Genomic DNA, 18,475 nt, shown 5'->3' with positions numbered 1-18,475 from the left:
GGCGCACGCGCCTCGCACCTCGACCACCGAGCAACGTCCGGTACACCCCCGATGGTCAGCGTTCGCGCAGGATGAGATCGGCGATGCCGTCGCGATCGGTGACGTCGAGTTTGGTGCAGGCTCGGTAGATGTGACCCTCGACGGTGCGTACCGAGACGGTCAGCCGTGCGGCGATCTGCTTGTTGGAGAGGCCGGAGGCGACGAGGTTGGCGATCTCACGTTCGCGGGTGGTCAGCGGCAACGGCTGGGCGGCCTCGACGAGCGCCGGGGTGCGCAGTCCGCCGCAGGCGGCGGCCAGCCGGTTGGCCATGGACGAGGATGCCACCGTCGCCGACCGTCGACCCGAACGATCGTGGACGGCGCTGGCCTGTGCGGCCACATCGGCCGCCGACAGCCGACGGCCGAGTTTCTCGAGATCGGCTGCGCAGACATCGAGTTCGATGCCGTCGCCGGCAGCATACGCCGCAGCGTGGCGGGCGTAGAGGCCCGCGAGCGGGCCGTCGATCTGCTCGGCCAGTTCGGCCAGGCGGGGGCCGGCGCTGGCATCCCCGAAACGCACCGCGGTGTGCAGCGCCTCCGCCTCCACGGCGAGCTGCCCGGTCTTGGCCGCCAATTCTGCTGCCGCCCAGGCACGTTCGATGCCGATGGACACGGTGCCGGCGGCCGCGGCCTGCCACGCCTCGGCGATCCACAGCATCGGCCGGAACACCGCGACGTGCAACCCGTCCCGAGCGCGTGCCCGACCCAGCACCTCCTCGGCGCGGGTCGCCTCGCCCAACGCACTGAGCGCCTGGGCGAGAAAGACATACGCGGGGAAGTTCCACGACGCCGAATACTCGTCGCCGTCGAGGGTCGCCAGGGTCTGCTCGATACGCCGCACCACCGACGCACAGTCACCGCGCGCCAACTCGACCGCCGACACCAGGATTCCCGACATCGCCCAGCTCAAATACTGTGCGGTGTTGGCGAATGCGACGTAGCGCTGCACCGCGTCGCCGGCCGCGTCGAGTCGCCCGGACAGGATCAGCCCGAGGATCTCACCGATGCCTGCGGGATACCGGAGCAGCCCGTCGGTGTAGCGTTCGGCCTCACGTGCGCGACGGGCCAGCGGATCGAGTTCATCACCGCGACCGGACAATGCCCGCGACAACATCCCGCCGAAGACTCCCCACTCGACCGCCCACGGCAGGGCGTCCGGGGACTCCAGCGCAACGTCGGACAGTGCGATCGCGTCGGCGATCCGGTTCTCGAACAGCGCGCACGCCGACGCGATGCCGTCGACGATGCGCAGCAGATTCTCGTCGTCGACCTCGGCACGCACCTTCTCGAGGATCTCCTCGGCACGCTCGGCCTGATTCATCACCCAGAACATGTTGCCGACGCGCTGCAGCCCGATCCGCAGTCGCAGCGGCGCGTCGAGTCCGGTGGTGTCGATGTGGGCGAGAATGTCCTCGGCCTCGTGCGGATGGCCCTGCCACATGAGTGCCCGGGAGAGCAATTCGGCCTCGGCCGGGCCGCCGCCCTCCTCGATCGCCGCGCGCGCGAAACGTTCTCCCATCGGTGTCTGCGCGAGGTTGAGCGCGTCGTCGGCGGCCGCCGACAACAGGCCCAGATCAACCGCCGAGGTGTCGCTCTCCAGTGCCAGTTCGGCCAGCCGGATGCGGTCCAACGGGGTCGCGAGCGGACGTTCACGCAACGCCCGCACCAGATTCCCGCGCAACCGCCGCGACGACGCGAAACCGAGCCTGCGCCGGATCACCTCGCCGAACAGTGGGTGGTGGAAGCCGACATTGAGTTCGCGGCCCTCCCGCTCGATGCGCACGAGCCCGTCGATCTCGGCCTGCTCGACCGCCTCCTCGCCGGCGACCTCGGCCAGCACGTCGAGGTTCAACGGTTCGCACAGGCTGAGATACTTCAGCGCGGTCAGCACCGCCTCGTCGAGCTGTTCGATGCGCCCGTCGAGCAGTGAGGCGAGTTCGGAGGTGATCGCGGCGCGCCCGCGCAACTGCCACACGCCGTTGACCTGACGCAGGGTGTTCGCCTGGCGCGCGCCGTCGACGAGATGCCGCAGGAACAGCGCGTTGCCTCCCGACGCCGCCCACATACGATCGGCCGAGTGCTCCTCGAGCTGGCCACCGAGAACCGACTCCACCAACTCCACGCTCTGCTCTTTGGTGAACGGCGACAAGGTGATCCGCAGGAGGTGGTTGTCCTTCCACAGCGACGTCACCGCGTCCGGGACGGACTCGCCGCTGCGAACGGTCGCCACGATGTGCACGGCGCGGTCGATGGCGAGCTGATGGAGCAGCGTGGCCGAGAGCTCGTCGAGCAGATGCGCGTCGTCGACGCCGATGACCGCATTACCGCCGGCGAGCAACGACTCACGGGCCGCCGCGAGATAGGTGACCGGATCGCTCGACGTCGCCGGGCCGACGAGGTGGGCGAAGACACCGAGCGGGATCGAGCGGGCCGATTCGGTCCCGGCAACCCATCGCACACCCGCACCGATCCCGGCCGTGACGTGCCGCGCGAGCGTTGTCTTGCCGACGCCGGAATCACCGGTCAACACCACACCGCAGACCGCGGTCTCGTCCCGCAGGGCGGCGGAGATGGCTCGGTATTCTTTCTCGCGTTGGACCAGAGGCCAGTTCGCCATGTGGGTATTTTAGTCCTTTTATCAGCTAAAACGCAGCTCTGGTTCAGCTGTTCGACGGGGGCGGCTCACGCGTCGCGCTGGTTCGCCAACCACACCCCGGCAACGAAGACCACAACCGCCCACACCGCGAAGTACACCAGCGAGACCCCGGAATTCCAGTGATAGTCATCGCCTGCGGTGGCCCCGGAGAGGAAGCGGGACCCGTTGGCGAACGGCAGGAACGGCCCGATCCAGTCCTTCACCTTGGGCACCGCGCCGAGGATGGTCTCCACGACGAGCATCCACACCAGCACGATCGAGATCGCGCCGGCCGTCTGCCGCACCAGCGCGCCGACCCCCATCGACAGCAGCACACACAGCGCCGCGTAGACGGGGACGCCCCAGATCTGCCGGACGACGGTGGCGTCGCCGAAGCCGAAGCCACCGATGCCCGCGACCAGGATGCCCACACAGATGACGGTGAGGACCAGCATCGTGACGAAGGTCAACGACACGTACACCGTGGCCTTCGCCAGCAACGCCGAGGTCCGCTTGGGCACCGCGAGAAATGTCGCGCGGATTGTCGAGAACCGATATTCGCTGGTGATCCCGAGGACGGCCATGATCATCAGGACGATGACGGCGAACTGGTTGAGCCCGAGAAGGGCGACGGTCAGCGCGGAGCCGTCGACACCGGCCGAGGTCGATGTGGCGGCGCCGGGCCCGGCGGTCTCGTTGACATTGCTGGCCAGACCCGCGAACAGTCCGGTGACGCCGAGGCTGAGGATCACCACAAGGCCCATGCACCAGTAGGGCGAGCGGATGGAGGTGAGCTTGATCTGCTCGGCGCGCAACAACTCGATCATCGGTGTCCCCCGTTCTGAGGACCGTGCTGCTGGTGACCACCAGGCGGTAGGTACTGCCCGGGTGGGTACTGGTCGGGTGGGTACTGGTCGGGTGGGTACTGGCCGGGCGGGAATTGTGCGGGTGGCCCCCACTGGCCCGGCTGACCCGGCGCCTGGCCGGGGCCCGGACCGAAACCCGGCGCAGGTGCAGGCGGCGGCACGGCGGCGCCCGGATGCTCGTTACCGCCGTGGTACTCCACGGCGTGGGCGGTCATCGCCATGAACGCCTCCTCCAGCGAGGCGGTCTGCGCGACGAGTTCGTGCACGGTGACGCCCGCGGCCGCGGCGACGTCGCCGACCTGGTCGGTGGTGATGTCGTCGAGGGCGAGCACCGGCCGCCCCTGCGGGTCCTGCTCGGGGCGCGGCGACAGTCCGGCCGAGACCAATGCGGAGTGAAGCTGTTCGGGTTGCGGGGTACGGACGCGCACGACCGTGCGCGCCGACGCGGTGAAATCCGACACCGAGCTGTCGGCGATCAATCTCCCCTGACCGATCACCACCAACCGCTCGGCGGTCAGTGCCATCTCGGTGAGCAGGTGACTCGACACGAGGACCGTACGACCCTCGGCGGCCAGGGATTTCATGAAGTTGCGAATCCAGACGATGCCCTCCGGGTCGAGCCCGTTGACCGGCTCGTCGAACAGCAGGGTGTGCGGATCACCGAGCAGCGCGCCGGCCAGCCCGAGCCGCTGCGACATACCCAACGAGAAGCCACCGGCGCGTTTGCGGGCCACCTGTGTCAGGCCGACGGTCTCGAGCACCTCGTCGGCCCGCGTTGCGGGGATCCCGTTGCTCGCGGCCAGCCACCGCAGGTGCGAGCGCGCACTTCGGTTGGGGTGCACCCATTTCGCGTCCAACAGCGCGCCGACCTGACGCAGCGGATGGTCGAGCTCGCGGTAGGGCTTGCCGTTGATGGTGGCGCGGCCCGACGTCGGCCGGTCCAGTCCCAGCATCATCCGCATCGTGGTGGACTTCCCGGCGCCGTTCGGGCCGAGGAAGCCGGTGACGACCCCGGGGCGGACCTCGAACGACAGGTTGTCGACGGCACGGACGTTGCCGAAGTCCTTGGTGAGGTTCTCGACACTCAGCATGCCGACGACACTACACACCGTGCGTTACCACAGGCCTGCCATCGAATGACCCCGCACCGTCGGACGAGTGGCCCGTCCGACGAACGGCGCAAGTCAGAGCTCCGGTGAGGAGGCCAGCGCCCATCGCCGACGGGGAATCCGGCCCGCGGTGGCGGCCAATCGCCCGGCCGTGACCGCGTGCCGCATCGCCGCCGCCATCCGCTCGGGATCGTCGGCTCGCGTCACCGCGGACGCCAGAAGAACTGCGTCGCAACCGAGTTCCATTGCCAACGCGGCGTCACTGGCCGTACCGATGCCCGCGTCGAGGACCACCGGTACCCCGGCGGCCGACACGATCATCTCGATGTTGTGCGGATTGCGGATTCCCAGCCCGGTGCCGATGGGCGAACCCAGCGGCATCACCGCGGCGACCCCGAGATCCTCGAGTCGCGCCGCGAGCACCGGATCGTCGTTGGTGTAGGCGAGCGCCGTGAAGCCGTCGTCGACCAACTGCGCTGCGCCGTCGAGCAGTTCGACGGGGTCGGGGAGCAGCGTGCGGTCGTCGGCGACCACCTCGAGCTTCACCCATGACGTCTCCAACGCCTCTCGGGCCAGTTGCGCGGTCAGGACCGCCTCGGCCGCGGTGCGGCTGCCCGCGGTGTTCGGCAGGGGCGCGATCCCCAGGCGCCGCAACACATCCAGGACGCCGGTCGTGCTACCGGCGTCGACCCGCCGCATCGCGACGGTCGTCAGCTCGGTACCGGAGGCCACCAGTGCACGTGACAACACGTCGAGGGTGCTCGCCCCGCCCGTACCCATGATCAGTCGGGACGTGAACTCGCGGTCGGCGATCCGCAGGACATCGGTGTCCGGTGAACCGTCGGTCGGCGCCACCTTCGTGGTACTAACCACCTTGCACCGCCGTCACGACCTCCACCGTGGCACCGTCATCGAGGACCGTGTCCCATCGGCTGCGCGGGACCACCGTGCCGTCGACGGCCACCGCGATCCCCTTGTCCGGCAAACCCATCGATGTCAACAGGTCGCGCACCGAACCACCCGGACGAAGCGGGCTGTCGGCACCGTTGACCGTGATCGTCATGTCGTACTCCTCTCCTCGCGCACGCCGACGAGCGCCCCGTCGTCGGCGAGTAACTCCAGGAACACCTCGGAGGTGTACGGCGCCAACACGATTCCGTTGCGCCCATGGCCGCCGGCGACGACGGTCCGCTCGTCGAGCCGCTCGATGATCGGCAATCCGTCGGGTGAACACGGCCGAAATCCCGCTGTCGCCTCGACGAGCGCATAATCGCGGGCACCGGGGAAGACCTCGATCGCGTCGGCGAGCAACTCGGCGACGCCGACGGCCTGCGGCAGCGGCTCGCCCGAGCGCCACTCCTCGATGTCACCCTCGTATTGGGTTGCGCCAACCACGATTCCGTCGTGACGGGGCACCAGATACACCATGCGCCCGTCGACCCGCGCCCGGATCACATGACGTGGAGGTGGCACCGTCATGCGGTCGGCGCGCAGCCGCAGCACCTCACCCTTGGCGAGATGGATCGGCGCTGCGGGCCACAGATCGGCCAGCCCGGCGCCCGCCGCGAGCAGGATCTGATCGGCGTCGTCGAGGTCGGCGAGATCGGTCACCCGGCCCGTGCCGATGCGGCCACCGGCGGCGACCAACGCGGACTCGAGGGCGGCGAGCAGTCGCCGATTGTCCACGGCCCCTTCGCCTGTCGCGAGATAGCCGCCGCGCACCCGCGCGCCGATCGCCCGTTCCCGTGCCCGGACCCCGGCGGCGTCGATGCGGCTGAGCCGATCCACGGCGTGCGGGCGGGTCGACCACACGAAGTCGGCGAGTTGGGTCAGGTAGGCCGCGTCGGCGGTGGTCGTCGCGACGAACAGCGAGTCGGCGGCGGTGGCGATCCGCGGGTCGCCGAGTCGCTCGATGAACGCCGGCCATCGGCGGACCGACCGCTCGGAGATCGCGAGCAACGCATCCTCACCGGGGTGGCCCTCGCCGAGGGAGCCCAGCATCCCGCCGGCCACCCACGCCGCGCGCCGGTTTCGGCCGGCGTCGACGACGGTGACCTGCCAGCCCGCATCGGCGGCGGCAAGTGCGCAGGTCAACCCGATGATTCCGCCGCCGACAACGGCGAGGGTGCGGCGTGCGCCGCCCGCGGTGTCCGTGCGGTCGGCGGGGGTCATGCTCGGGTGCTCATGCTCTGCAGTCCTTCCTTCGCCGGCATGATCCGGATCAGGTGTGACGGTCAGCGGGGGCGTCCCGCACTCTCAGCCCGGCGTACCCCGGACTCCCGTGTCGTGTCCTCCACCCTAACAGCGCGGCGATGGGTGCGGGTACGCCCGTGCCCTAGCCTGTGAGACATGCCCCGAGAGAACCGGATTGCGCGCGACGGCGACCCCACCGACGATCCACGGCGGGCACGTCTGCGTGCCGCGCGGCTCTACCTGTGCACCGACGCCCGACGCGAACGCGGAGATCTACTGGAGTTCGTCGACGCCGCCCTGGCCGGTGGTGTCGACCTCATCCAGTTGCGCGACAAGGGATCTCCCGGTGAGCGGGAGTTCGGGGCTCTCGAGGCCGGTGAGGAGTTGGCGATCCTGGCGGAGATGCGCGGCGTCGTCGACGCACACGGGGCGTTGCTGTCGGTCAACGATCGCGCCGACATCGCGCTGCTCGCCGGCGCCGACGTCCTGCATCTCGGTCAGGGTGATCTGCGGCCTGAGCAGGCGCGGCGCATCGTCGGCGACGACGTGATCGTCGGGGTCTCCACCCACGATCCCGACCAGGCCCACGCGGCGATCGCCGACGACGCCGTCGACTATTTCTGCGTCGGTCCGTGCTGGCCGACCCCGACCAAGCCCGGGCGCGCAGCCCCCGGGCTCGGTCTGGTGCGCGAGGTCGCAGGTGTATCCAAGCCGTGGTTCGCCATCGGCGGCATCGACTCCGCGCGGCTGCCCGAGGTCCGCGACGCCGGTGCCCGTCGCGCGGTGGTGGTGCGCGCGATCACCGCCGCCGACGACCCCGCGGCCGCGGCCGCGCAGTTGCGCGCCGGTCTGGCGTAGATCACTTCGACAGCGTCGGGCCCGCGGACACCCGGATCTCCCTTGCCCGCGGGTGTGCTGCGGCGTTAGAGTGGCCCGATCATGTGCACACGAATCGCGCTCGTAACCCGCCGCAGCGGGGTCTGATCTGACCGACCCCCCGCTGCGGGGTCGTTGCGCGTTCTCGTCGGTCATCTTCTCTTCGACCGAAACGATGATCCACGATGCACAGCCGTCACCTTTCTCCCGCACCCTGTTCCTGTACCGAGTCGCCCGGCAGCGCGAATCCGCGTTCCCGCGGCCCGCTCACGACGCGACTCCCCCGAGGTATCCGTGAGGAGGCAGACGGCATGACCTGGCAGGAATTCACCGAGATGTACGCCGATACCGGCACGATCCGGCTCGGCTCGCTCTCGATCACCCCCGCACCGGCCGACATGATCGAATGCCGCGCGACGATGGCCTACGCCGACCGCATCATGTCGATGTCGGCCACCGCGACCGGACCGGTCGGCGCGATGACCTCGATCCTGCACGACCTCGGCGCCCCGGTGTCGATCGTCTCGCTGCACCAGCGCCCGACCGATCGCGGGTTCGCGGCATTCCTGTTGTGCGAGCGCGACGACCGGCAGTGCTGGGCCTACGGCGACGGCGCGACCGGCGACGAAGCCAACGTCAACGCCCTCATCGCCGGCGCCAACCGGCTGCTACCCCGGTAGACGACCGGGCGCCGTTCAGTTCTGCGGATCGAGCGCGGCGATCCGGTCCCGCAGTCCGGGCCAGGCCTCACCGAACGCGGGATGCAGCGGCAACTCGTCGACGTCGGCCTCGTCGACCCAGCGCAGTTCCGCCGATTCGCCGTTCGCGATGGTCCGCACGGGTTCGTCGATGTCGGCGATGACGGTCGTATAAGTCCAGCCGCCCTTGGCGCGGTGGGTGACCAGCGCGGCGACCACCTCGACGTCGGCGGGGTCGAGACCTGCTTCTTCCTGCGCTTCGCGCAGCGCGGTGTCGATGGCACTCTCGTGCGAGTCGCGCGCACCACCGGGCAGTCCCCACGTGCCGCCCTGGTGCGACCACACCGCGCGATGTTGCAGCAATATCAGTGTGCGGCCGTCGGGTTGCAGGGTGCGCAGCAGTAATCCGGCCGCCCCGTTGACACCCCAATACCGTGACCCATCGGTGTCGATGACCCAGCCGTCCCCGTCTCCACGCACCGCGACTCCTGACGCCGACCGACGATCCGGGCTCTCCGGGATTCGCCGCCGACCTCCACCGTATGTGAGTGGGGCCACCAGGGCCAGGTTCGCCGAAACACCACCGCGTGGTGAGGCCGAGGTCACGTGCGCGCGGTTAGGGTGGAAACAGACCGGCACCGAAGAGGCGATAGACCCGAGGGGGCCACGTCGTCGCTTCGGACGGGGATGCCGGGGCGAGGACAACGACACGAACGACCGACGAGCCAGAAGGGATCGTGTGGTGACCGGCCAGGCATCTCCCGTGCGGACGGTGCTCACCCGTGCGGGCAAGACCATCCGGCCCAACGCGTCGTCGCCACCCATCCGTCAGGTTCTCGCCGACCGCCGCGAGCTGATGTCGCTGGGCCGCAACCGAACCCAATCACCGTTGGCCACGATGCGCCACTACGCGGGCACCACCCCCGGGAAGCTGGTGATGATCGGGGTGGTGCTCGTACTCGCCATCCTGGGCGTGGGCTGGTACGGATCGACCGTGCTGCAGGATCGCACCAACGCGCTGAAGAACATGATCGACCAGGGCGAGCCGCTCGCCGAGGCCTCACAGGTGCTCTACAGTTCGCTGTCGATCGCCGACGCCTCGGCCAACTCGGCGTTCATCTCCGGTGGCCTGGAGTCCCCCGATCTGCGTAGCCGTTATTCGAATGCGCTGGCCACCGCGTCGGCGTCATTGATGAAGGCCGCAGGCACCTCGGGGGCGCCCGGCGAGGACACCGACGACGACGATCGCGCGGTCAACGCCGACCTGCAGACCCTGGCGACGACGATCCCCGTCTACAGCGGACTCATCGAGACCGCGCGCACCAACAACCGGCTCGGCAACCCGGTGGGCAGCGCCTATCTCGGGCAGGCGTCGGCGGTGATGCACGATCAGATCCTGCCCGCGGCGCAGCGCCTCTACGAGCGCCGATCCGACGCCATCGCCGATCCCCAACGCACCCTGACCATCCCGCCCTACGGGGTGTATTTCGGGTTGCTGGTCCTCGCGCTCGCGCTGATCGGTACCTCGCGGTTCCTCACCAAACGCACCCGCCGTCGCTTCAACATCGGGGTGGTCGCCGCGTTGACCGCGATTCTCGGCGGACTGGTCTGGCTGTTGGTGTCGGGGCTGGCGTCGGTGGCCGCCACCAATTCGGCGAAGACCGACGGCGCCGACCCGCTGCGGCAACTGACCGAGGCCCGCATCCTCACCCAGCAGGCGCGTTCGGCCGAGACCTTGTCGCTGGTGCAGCGCACCGATCAGTCCGATCTCGATCAGACCTTCTCCGGCGCCACCGCCGGTATCAGCACGATCCTCGCCGACCTCGGTGGTCAGACGAGTTCTGACGCCGGCGCGTTGACCACCACCCAGGTTCGGTCCATCACGACCGCCCTCGATCAGTGGCGCGAGTCCGATCAGCAGACGCGCGCGGCCATCGAGCGCGGCGACTTCGCGCAGGCCCGAACGCTCACCATCGGCGCGGACCCGCAGAGCACCGCGAGCAGTTACGCCGCGGTCGATTCATCGCTCACCGACGCCATCACCACCACCCGGACGTCGTTCCGCGACGACATCAACACCGCTCAGCGGGTCATCGGATACACCGGGTCGGGGATTCTGGTGTTGACCGTGTTCGCCGCCGTGGCATTGGCTCTCGGCCTGGTGCCGCGGGTTCGGGAGTACCGATGAGGCGCCGGGTAGTCCACGGCCGCGGTGGCGTCGTCGCGGCCGCGCTGCTCGCGTGCGGCCTGCTCACCACCGCTTGCGTCACCTTCACCGCACCCGACTCGCCACCGCCCGCGGCGCAGGCCATCACCCCGACCCCGCCGGGCGCGGAAACCGATACGACCACCGAACCGGTCCCCGACGCCGACGCGTGCAACGCGACGGCCAGCCTGCGACCGCCCGATCCGATGCCGGAGCCCAAGCAGATGCCGCCGGGCAGCACCATGGCGGCGATCGCGGCGCGCGGGCGACTCATCGTCGGCACCGACATCGGCTCCAACCCGTTCAGCTTCCGTGACCCGATCAGCGGCGACCTGCAGGGTTTCGACGTCGACCTCGCGCGCGAGGTGTCGCAGGCGATCTTCGGCGACCCCAACCGCATCGAGTTCCGGGTGCTCAGCTCCAACGATCGCATCGACGCGCTGCGCAGCGGGTCGGTGGACATGGTGGTCAAGACCATGTCGATCACCTGTGACCGGTTGGCGTCGGTCAGCTTCTCGACCCCGTATTACATTGCCTCGCAACGCATACTGGTGCTGCGCAACTCCGGCATCACCGATGTCGACGGGCTGGCCGACAAGCGGGTGTGTTCGGCCCGCGGGGCCACCTCGATCGGACGGATGCAGGCCGAGCAGCCACGTGCCAAGATGATCACGACCGTCACCTGGGCCGACTGTCTGGTGATGTTGCAGCAAGGTCAGGTCGACGCCGTCACCACCGACGACGCGATCCTCGCCGGCCTCGCCGCACAGGATCCATGGGTGCAGATGGTGGGCCCGGGGTTCGGTTCGGAGTACTACGGCATCGGGCTCCCCCAGGGGCACGACGACATGGTGCGTTTCGTCAACGGCGTGCTCGCGCAGGCCGTGGCCGACGGTCGCTGGTACGCCATCTACAACCGGTGGCTGAGCAACATCGGCCCCGGTTACGGTCCACCACAAGCGATTTATCGGGACTGAGCGACGATGACCGAACACGACGACCGCACCGACGCCGAGGTCGGCACGCAACGGGTGGACCCGGCCGACCTCGATATCGGTACGCAGCGAGCTGATCTCGGTGACCTCGACGTGGGTACGCAGCGAGCCGATCCGACCGATCTCGATCCCGGCACCCAGCGGGCAGATCTCGCCGCGCTCGTCGACACGGGCATGACCTCGTCGGGTGGCCGCACCACCACCTCCCCGGTGACGGGCTCCACCGATCCCGTCGTGCGGTCGGGGCCGGTCATCCCCACCGAGGCGCTGGCCTCGGTGGGCCACACCCGGCGCCTGGTACCCAAACGCCGTCCGCAGGTCCATGATCGGCGGCTCGGTACCGGGCTGGTCGAACTGCCGAAGGTCGTCGACATCGAGCCCGCCGACGCCGTTCTGGACTTTCCGGTCATCCCCGAGGGCAAGCGCACCTGCTGGCGATGTGGGCGTCCGGTGGGTCGCAACGACGGCGAGGGCGCCGGAGATCTCGCCGGCACCTGCCCCCACTGTGGTGCCCGCTATTCGTTCGTACCCGGACTGGCGCCGGGGACCGTGGTCGCCGGCCAGTACGAGATCGCCGGCGCCATCGCACACGGCGGACTGGGATGGATCTATCTGGCAATCGACCGCAACGTGTCCGACCGACCCGTCGTCCTCAAAGGTCTTCTCAATTCCTCGGATTCGGAGGCGCAACAGGTCGCCTTGGCCGAGCGGCAGTTCCTGGCATCGGTGAATCATCCCGGCATCGTCAAGATCTACAACTTCGTCGAGCACGTCACCGCCGACGACGAGCGTTTCGGTTACATCGTGATGGAGTACATCGGTGGCCAGACCCTCAAGCAGATCACTTCCGCCGGAGCCGATTCCGGCGGTACGCATGGGGTGATGCCGATCGAGCAGGCGATGGCCTACATCCTCGAGGTGCTACCGGCGATCGGGTATCTGCATTCGGTGGGACTGGTGTACAACGACGTCAAACCGGAGAACGTGATGGTCTCCAGCGACGAGGTCAAGCTCATCGATCTGGGTGCGGTGTCGGCGATCAACGGATACGGGCACCTCTACGGCACACCGGGTTTCCAGGCTCCGGAGATCGTGCAGACCGGGCCGCAGGTGGTCACCGACATCTACAGCATCGGCCGCACGCTGGCGGTGCTCACCCTCGACATGCCGATGGAGAAGGGGCGATATCTCGACGGGCTGCCCGACCCGGAGACCACCCCGGTCCTCGCCGAGAATCCGTCGTATTATCTTCTGCTGCAACGTGCCACGGCCACCGATCCGGCAGAGCGATTCTCCTCGGCCGAGGAGATGACCACCCAGATGCTCAACGTGCTCCGCGAGACCGTCGCGGTACACACCGGGGTGCCGCGGCCCTCACTGTCGACTGTGTTCACCCCGCAGCGCTCCACCTTCGGCACCGATCTCATGCTGGCGCCGGTGGACGGCTTCTTCGATCCCGATCTCGCGGCGTTCTACGACCCCGTCGACATCGCCCATGCCCTGCCCGTGCCGTTGGTCAATCCCACCGACCCGGCTGCGGGACTTCTCAACTCGGCAGCGTTGTCCGATCCCCGACAGACCCTTGATTCCATCAATGCGGCACGGGCCGAGGGATTCTCGTCGCTACTGGGTCGACGATCGAACAACGCGCACCCGTCGCTGGAGATCGATCTGGCCGAGGCCCGCGCACACCTCGAACTCGACGACGTCGACACCGCACTGTCGGTGCTGCAGAACGTGACCGCGCAGCACGGTGAGTCCTGGCGAGTGGACTGGTACATGGGGATCTGCGCCCTCATGAACGACGAACCCGAGCTCGCCCACGAACGATTCACCGAGGTGCTACAGGCGATGCCAGGTGAGGTGGCCCCGAAACTCGCCGCCGCGGGAACCGCCGAGATCATCGGTCGCTGGCTGACCGACGAGAAGCATCCGAGCGAAGAGGAGCCCGAGGAGTCCCCGGATGCGCGCATCGCCGAGATGTACGACGTGGCCGACCGGCTCTATCACGACCTGTGGTTGACCGACCACAGCATCGTCACCGCCGCTTTCGGTCTCGCACGCCTGGCTGTCGCCCGAGGCGATTTCGACGCCGCCATCGAACCGCTCGACGAGGTCCCGCCGACCAGTCGGCACTACAACACCGCTCGCGCCACCGCCGTCCTCGCCCTCGTCCACGGACGCGCCCCCGAACTCGTACAGAAGCGTCAACTCGTGGAGGCGGCACGACGACTGGAGGCGATGCCGGACTCCGAGCCACGGAAATCGCGCCTGCAATTGATCGTTCTCGGTACCGCGATGGGGTGGATCATGGAGCACGAGGACGAAGCCGGTGATCCCGCCACCCTGCTCGGCGTTCCCTTCACCGAGCGCGGACTCCGTGCCGGTACCGAGCGCTCACTGCGCACCCTCGCCCGGCAGATGCGCAACAACCGCGACAACCGTTTCCTCCTCGTCGATCTCGCCAATTACGTTCGGCCCGATAGCCTTTTCTGATCTCGTCGCCCGAGAAGGTCGACTCCTTCCCTCTCGATGGTCAAGGTGCACGGCGCCCCCAAGCGCCGGGCCTCGAGACCTTCATCCCCGATGGTCGAGGTGCACGGCGCCCCAGGCGCCGGGCCTCGAGACCCTCCTCCCCGATGGTCGAGTAACCCGCCCCACCCGACCGTCGCGAATCCCTCTTCCCCGATGGTCGAGGTGCGAGCCGCGTGCGGCGAGCCTCGAGACCCGGCGAGACAACCAGCCTCCCAACCACATCGAAAGCGTGGCAAACGAAAACCGCACCCTTATCACACCCTACCGACAGAAAATTGACGGCGAAACACGTTGTCCACAAGCAGAATTGATCAAACCGCCCCTTGCGTCGAACACCCTGGCGATGTACACTGGAGCCATCACACCGATCAGCCACTGGGGAGGGGCCCATGATCGACACCACTACAGTCCTCGACGCGGAAACCGTTGACGCCGAAGCGATCTTCGCCAACATCGTCACCCAACTCAGCGACCTGCAATGGAATCCGGACATGACCGGGCCCCAGGCTTTCGGTGCGATGAAACAAGTCCTGCTGCTCCGCAATCTGGTCGATCATCACGCCACCACCCTCACCGGAGAGATGGACCGGCTGGGTGTCGCCGACCACAAGACCACCCGTTTGCGGGAGTTGTTGATCAGCATGGGTTTCGCACCGGCCGTCGCAGGTCGGTATGTGCGGATCTCGGCCACCACCGATGTGGATCTGTTGTTGGCGCACGCGGCGGACGGGTCCATCTCGTCCGAACATGTGGATGCGATCGTGCGCGGGTTGGCGCACATCGACACGCGTTGCCCCGAACCTATGGACACCGTGCAACGCTGTGAATACCTGCGGAAACTGTTGTCGCACTACTTCGCCGGATTCACTCCCGCCGAGATCATCACCTACGCGCGACAGTTGGGGAACGAGTTGGCGGCCGAAACACCCGGTGGGTTACCGGCCGCGGAGGACAAGTCGATCAACTCCTACACCGACCGCATCACCGACGACGGCCGGTTGGAGATCTCGGCGAACCTCGACATCATCGCGGGCGAGAAAACCAGGACTTTGATGGAAACCTTGGCGGCGCCTAAGCCTCAGCCGGATGGCTCCCCGGATCCGCGGACGCCCGAACAGATCTGTGCTGCCGCGTTCGAGACGATCGTGGAGTTGGCGGCACAAGGCTTGGCCGACACCACGTTCTCGGCGAAACCCACCAACGGCCTGTTGTGGACCTGGTCAGCCGACAACCCCGCGCTCGGCGGCGACTTGCAGAACATGGGTGCCATCACCGAAGCCACCGCCAAACTGCTGTCGTGTGACACCACCATCACGAAAATCATGCTCGATTCCAACGGGGTACCGCTCAGTGTGGGCGAGGCGAAACGCTTCTTCACCCCCGGCCAACGCAAAGCGTTGCTGGTGCGGGATCGCGGGTGCATCAAATGCGGTGCACACGCCGGACGCTGCCAAGGACACCACCTCGAGCATTGGGCCGATGGTGGGCCCACCGACCTCGACAACGGTTGTCTACTCTGCAGCAGTTGTCATGATGATGTGCACCACCACGGATGGGACATCATCATGGGATTCGACCGACACCCCTGGTTGATCCCACCCGCCAGCATCGATCCGAAACGACGACCCGTGCCGTCGTATCACCGACGGACCATGCGGCTCGACGACACCGCAGCCTGACCTACGCTGCCCCACAACCTGATTCCCCGCACCCGGCCCGGCCGGGACCGCATCTGTTGTTTGAGAACTCCATAGAGAAGTCCCTTCCCGATGGTCGAGGTGTTGTGCCGACTGTGGCCCGGAGTCCTTTCGGCACAAGGGGTCTCGAGGCTCGTCGCTGGCGCTCCTCGGCACCTCGACCATCGGGGCAGGACGGCCATCGGCAGGAAGGGCGGAGCATCACAGATCGATGGTCGAGGTGTGAGCCGCGTGCGGCGAGCCTCGAGACCGACTGCTACGGTGCTGGAATCGGACCACGACGGCCCGGATGCCCTTCGGCGCAACGGGTCTCGAGGCTCGTCGCTGGCGCTCCTCGGCACCTCGACCACCGGATGGGAAGGGCTGGAGCATTCCCGCGCGGGGAGGAACGGCCACCAGGGTGAACGGTTCTCCCCGATGGTCGAGGTGCGAGCCGCGTGCGGCGAGCCTCGAGACCGGCTGCTACGGTGCTGGAATCGGGCCACAGGACGTCAGGAGCGAACCACAGGTTCGCGGACCGGGGCAGGCACCCCGATGATGTGATCGGCCGGATCGAAGTGCGACATCATGCGGCGGTAGGTGCCGGTATAGGTCGGCCACATCACCGAGTTGCGGCCGGTCGAGTCGATATACCAGCTGCCACAACCACCGGAATTCCAGACGGTGCCACTCAGCTGGGCGTCGATATCGGCGACGTAGGTGTCACATGCCGATTCGGTGACCTCGACGGTCGGGGCGTCGACGGCTTTCAGGTGCGCCAGGGCTTGCCCGATGTAGTAGGCCTGGGCCTCGAGCATCAGGATGATCGACGAGTGACCGAGGTTGGTGTTGGGTCCGTACAGCAGAAAGAGATTCGGGAAATCGGGGACCTCGACGCCGCGGTAGGCACTCGGCGAACCGTGCCACACCTCGTCGAGTCGTCGACCATCGCGCCCGACGATGACCTTGGCCAACGGCGGACTCGTCGGGGTGAAACCCGTTGCGAAGATCACCGTGTCGACGTCGAATTCGGTACCGTCGGCGCTCACCGCACCGGTCGGCGTCAGCGAGGAGAGAGCACCGGTCACCCTGGTGCGCGGATGTGCCAGCGCCGGATACCACTTGTTGCTGATCAGGATTCGCTTGCAACCGATGCTGAAGTCCGGCGTGAGTCGCCGGCGCAACCCCGGATCGGTGACCTGCCGACGCAGGTGCGCGAGCGAGATCGCGCGAAACGCGCGGAGGACTCGTTGGTGGTGCGCCATCGCGAACACATGGAACTCGTGGGTGAGCCACGTGAACTTCCGGGCGGCCCGGTGCGCGTTCGGGAATCGTTGATAGACAGCTCGTTCCATCGGTCCGATGGTGCGGTCCAGACGCGGGATGACCCACGAGGGCGTGCGCTGGAACACCACGAGTTCGGCTACCTTGTCGACGATCTCGGGGACCACCTGGATCGCCGACGCCCCGCTACCGATCACCGCAACCCGCCTACCCGTCAGGTCGTGTGCGTGATTCCATGCAGCCGTGTGGAAGACGGTGCCTTCGTAGGCGTCGAGCCCCTGGACCGCAGGTATCGTCGGCGCCGACAACGCACCGGGTGCCGCGATGACAAAGCGGGAACGTATCGGACCCTCGGAGGTCTCGACGCACCAACGCTGCTCGTCGGAGTCCCATGTGGCAGAGAGCACTTCGCATCCGTACCGGATCTGATCAACGAACTCGGCGGCGACGGACTCGGCGTAGTTCTTGATCTCCCATCCACGTCCGTAGGTGTGAGACCAGTCCGGGTTGTCGGCGAACGACAACGAGTACAACGAGGTGGGCACGTCGCAGGCGGCACCCGGATAGCTGTTGTCGCGCCACACGCCACCGGGGCTCTCGGCGCGTTCGACCGCCAGCACCGCCAGATCCGGATGGTCGGTCCGCAGACGATGCAGCGCGGCAAGTCCACCGAATCCGACGCCGACGATCAGAACATCGGGTTCCGTCACAGGGTTCGTGCTCATCGGTTCAATGCCTCCATCAGCATGGTGATCATCCGACGCGCGAACTCGCGGTCGGCGTCGGGCTCGCGCAACAGACGTGAGATCGCCAGGCCGCGTGCCAGTTCGGCGGCCAGCTCGATCTGTTCGGTCGAATACCGGCCGCCGAATACCGCGACGCCGGTGGTGACGAGTTCGCCGGCGATCCGCTCCTCCACCGGGATCAGCGCTTCCCGCAGGACCGGGTCGGTGCGGGCGGCCACCCACAATTCCAATGCGGCATAGAAGAGCGGCCCGTCGAACACCTCGAGGAGCAGCGTCAGATCCGCCGCACCCCCGCCGGCGCGTTCGATGATCTCGGCCTTGCGTCGATCGACGAGATGGCCGATCGCAGCGACCACAAGGGCCTCCCGCGTGGGGAACTGATGCAGCAGCGCCCCACGCGACACCCCGGCTCGGCGGTTGACCTCCTGGGTGGTCGTCGCCCCGTATCCCCGCTCGATCAGCGAGGCGACGGTCGCGTCGAGCACCTTCTCCCGCGTCGCCGCCGACCGTTGCGCCTGCGTACGCGGCATGGTTGCGGGCGCATCGACACCTGTGAAGGCGGCTTCGGTATCAGCCATAGCGGCGATCGTAGCCGCAAAATCAAAAACAGTCCAGAG

15 protein-coding genes are annotated in these 18,475 nt (G+C 67.7%); 6 read left to right on the top strand and 9 right to left on the bottom strand.

The window, feature by feature from the left end:
* Window positions 1-55: 55 nt before the first annotated feature.
* The 6 genes from AC5ZH6_RS03410 to AC5ZH6_RS03385 form a co-directional block, all read right to left on the bottom strand.
* Window positions 56-2,656, bottom strand: a complete 2,601-nt coding sequence (locus AC5ZH6_RS03410; protein ID WP_006369493.1) for a helix-turn-helix transcriptional regulator — start codon at window positions 2,654-2,656, stop codon at window positions 56-58.
* A gap of 65 nt (window positions 2,657-2,721) precedes the next feature.
* Entirely contained in the window at window positions 2,722-3,501 is a 780-nt protein-coding gene (locus AC5ZH6_RS03405; RefSeq protein ID WP_006369492.1) for a DUF2705 family protein, read from the bottom strand.
* Window positions 3,498-4,631 (bottom strand): ABC transporter ATP-binding protein, encoded by a 1,134-nt coding sequence (locus AC5ZH6_RS03400; protein WP_035727577.1) that lies wholly within the window; start codon window positions 4,629-4,631, stop codon window positions 3,498-3,500. The genes AC5ZH6_RS03405 and AC5ZH6_RS03400 overlap by 4 nt, the downstream gene beginning before the upstream one ends.
* Window positions 4,632-4,724: 93 nt before the next feature.
* Complete coding sequence (locus AC5ZH6_RS03395) at window positions 4,725-5,504, bottom strand: thiazole synthase (protein ID WP_006369490.1); 780 nt, start codon at window positions 5,502-5,504, stop codon at window positions 4,725-4,727.
* A gap of 10 nt (window positions 5,505-5,514) precedes the next feature.
* Window positions 5,515-5,712, bottom strand: a complete 198-nt coding sequence (gene thiS / locus AC5ZH6_RS03390; RefSeq protein WP_006369489.1) for a sulfur carrier protein ThiS — start codon at window positions 5,710-5,712, stop codon at window positions 5,515-5,517.
* Window positions 5,709-6,821 (bottom strand): FAD-dependent oxidoreductase, encoded by a 1,113-nt coding sequence (locus tag AC5ZH6_RS03385; protein WP_014358688.1) that lies wholly within the window; start codon window positions 6,819-6,821, stop codon window positions 5,709-5,711. Before AC5ZH6_RS03385 ends, thiS begins: the two co-directional genes overlap by 4 nt.
* A gap of 177 nt (window positions 6,822-6,998) precedes the next feature.
* Here AC5ZH6_RS03385 and thiE point away from each other — a divergent pair, with 177 nt between their 5' ends.
* Window positions 6,999-7,700 (top strand): thiamine phosphate synthase, encoded by a 702-nt coding sequence (gene thiE / locus AC5ZH6_RS03380; protein WP_006369487.1) that lies wholly within the window; start codon window positions 6,999-7,001, stop codon window positions 7,698-7,700.
* Window positions 7,701-8,029: 329 nt separating this feature from the next.
* Window positions 8,030-8,398 carry a hypothetical protein gene (locus AC5ZH6_RS03375; RefSeq protein ID WP_006369486.1) on the top strand — a complete coding sequence of 123 codons (369 nt, stop codon included), beginning with the start codon at window positions 8,030-8,032 and terminating at the stop codon, window positions 8,396-8,398.
* 15 nt (window positions 8,399-8,413) lie between these two features.
* Here the strand turns inward: AC5ZH6_RS03375 and AC5ZH6_RS03370 are convergent, their stop codons facing one another.
* Window positions 8,414-8,896: an NUDIX hydrolase gene (locus tag AC5ZH6_RS03370; protein WP_014358686.1), complete on the bottom strand. Its 483-nt coding sequence runs from the start codon at window positions 8,894-8,896 to the stop codon at window positions 8,414-8,416.
* Between the two features lie 262 nt (window positions 8,897-9,158).
* Here AC5ZH6_RS03370 and AC5ZH6_RS03365 point away from each other — a divergent pair, with 262 nt between their 5' ends.
* The 4 genes from AC5ZH6_RS03365 (at window position 9,159) to AC5ZH6_RS03350 (ending at window position 15,831) form a co-directional block, all read left to right on the top strand.
* Entirely contained in the window at window positions 9,159-10,604 is a 1,446-nt protein-coding gene (locus tag AC5ZH6_RS03365; protein ID WP_006369484.1) for a GlnX family signal transduction membrane protein, read from the top strand.
* A complete protein-coding gene (locus AC5ZH6_RS03360; RefSeq protein ID WP_006369483.1) occupies window positions 10,601-11,599 on the top strand; it encodes a glutamate ABC transporter substrate-binding protein in 999 nt (332 codons plus the stop codon). The genes AC5ZH6_RS03365 and AC5ZH6_RS03360 overlap by 4 nt, the downstream gene beginning before the upstream one ends.
* Window positions 11,600-11,605: 6 nt before the next feature.
* Window positions 11,606-14,113 carry a tetratricopeptide repeat protein gene (locus AC5ZH6_RS03355; RefSeq protein ID WP_006369482.1) on the top strand — a complete coding sequence of 836 codons (2,508 nt, stop codon included), beginning with the start codon at window positions 11,606-11,608 and terminating at the stop codon, window positions 14,111-14,113.
* A gap of 428 nt (window positions 14,114-14,541) precedes the next feature.
* Window positions 14,542-15,831, top strand: a complete 1,290-nt coding sequence (locus tag AC5ZH6_RS03350) for an HNH endonuclease signature motif containing protein (RefSeq protein ID WP_006369481.1) — start codon at window positions 14,542-14,544, stop codon at window positions 15,829-15,831.
* Between the two features lie 509 nt (window positions 15,832-16,340).
* Here AC5ZH6_RS03350 and AC5ZH6_RS03345 read toward each other — a convergent pair.
* Both AC5ZH6_RS03345 and AC5ZH6_RS03340 read right to left on the bottom strand, forming a co-directional pair.
* Window positions 16,341-17,837: a flavin-containing monooxygenase gene (locus AC5ZH6_RS03345; RefSeq protein WP_006369480.1), complete on the bottom strand. Its 1,497-nt coding sequence runs from the start codon at window positions 17,835-17,837 to the stop codon at window positions 16,341-16,343.
* A complete protein-coding gene (locus tag AC5ZH6_RS03340; RefSeq protein ID WP_006369479.1) occupies window positions 17,834-18,436 on the bottom strand; it encodes a TetR/AcrR family transcriptional regulator in 603 nt (200 codons plus the stop codon). Before AC5ZH6_RS03340 ends, AC5ZH6_RS03345 begins: the two co-directional genes overlap by 4 nt.
* Between the last annotated feature and the right edge of the window lie 39 nt (window positions 18,437-18,475).

It is taken from the genome of Gordonia sp. YC-XJ4 (genome assembly GCF_059511865.1).
This window is presented reverse-complemented; position numbering and strand designations above follow the sequence as displayed.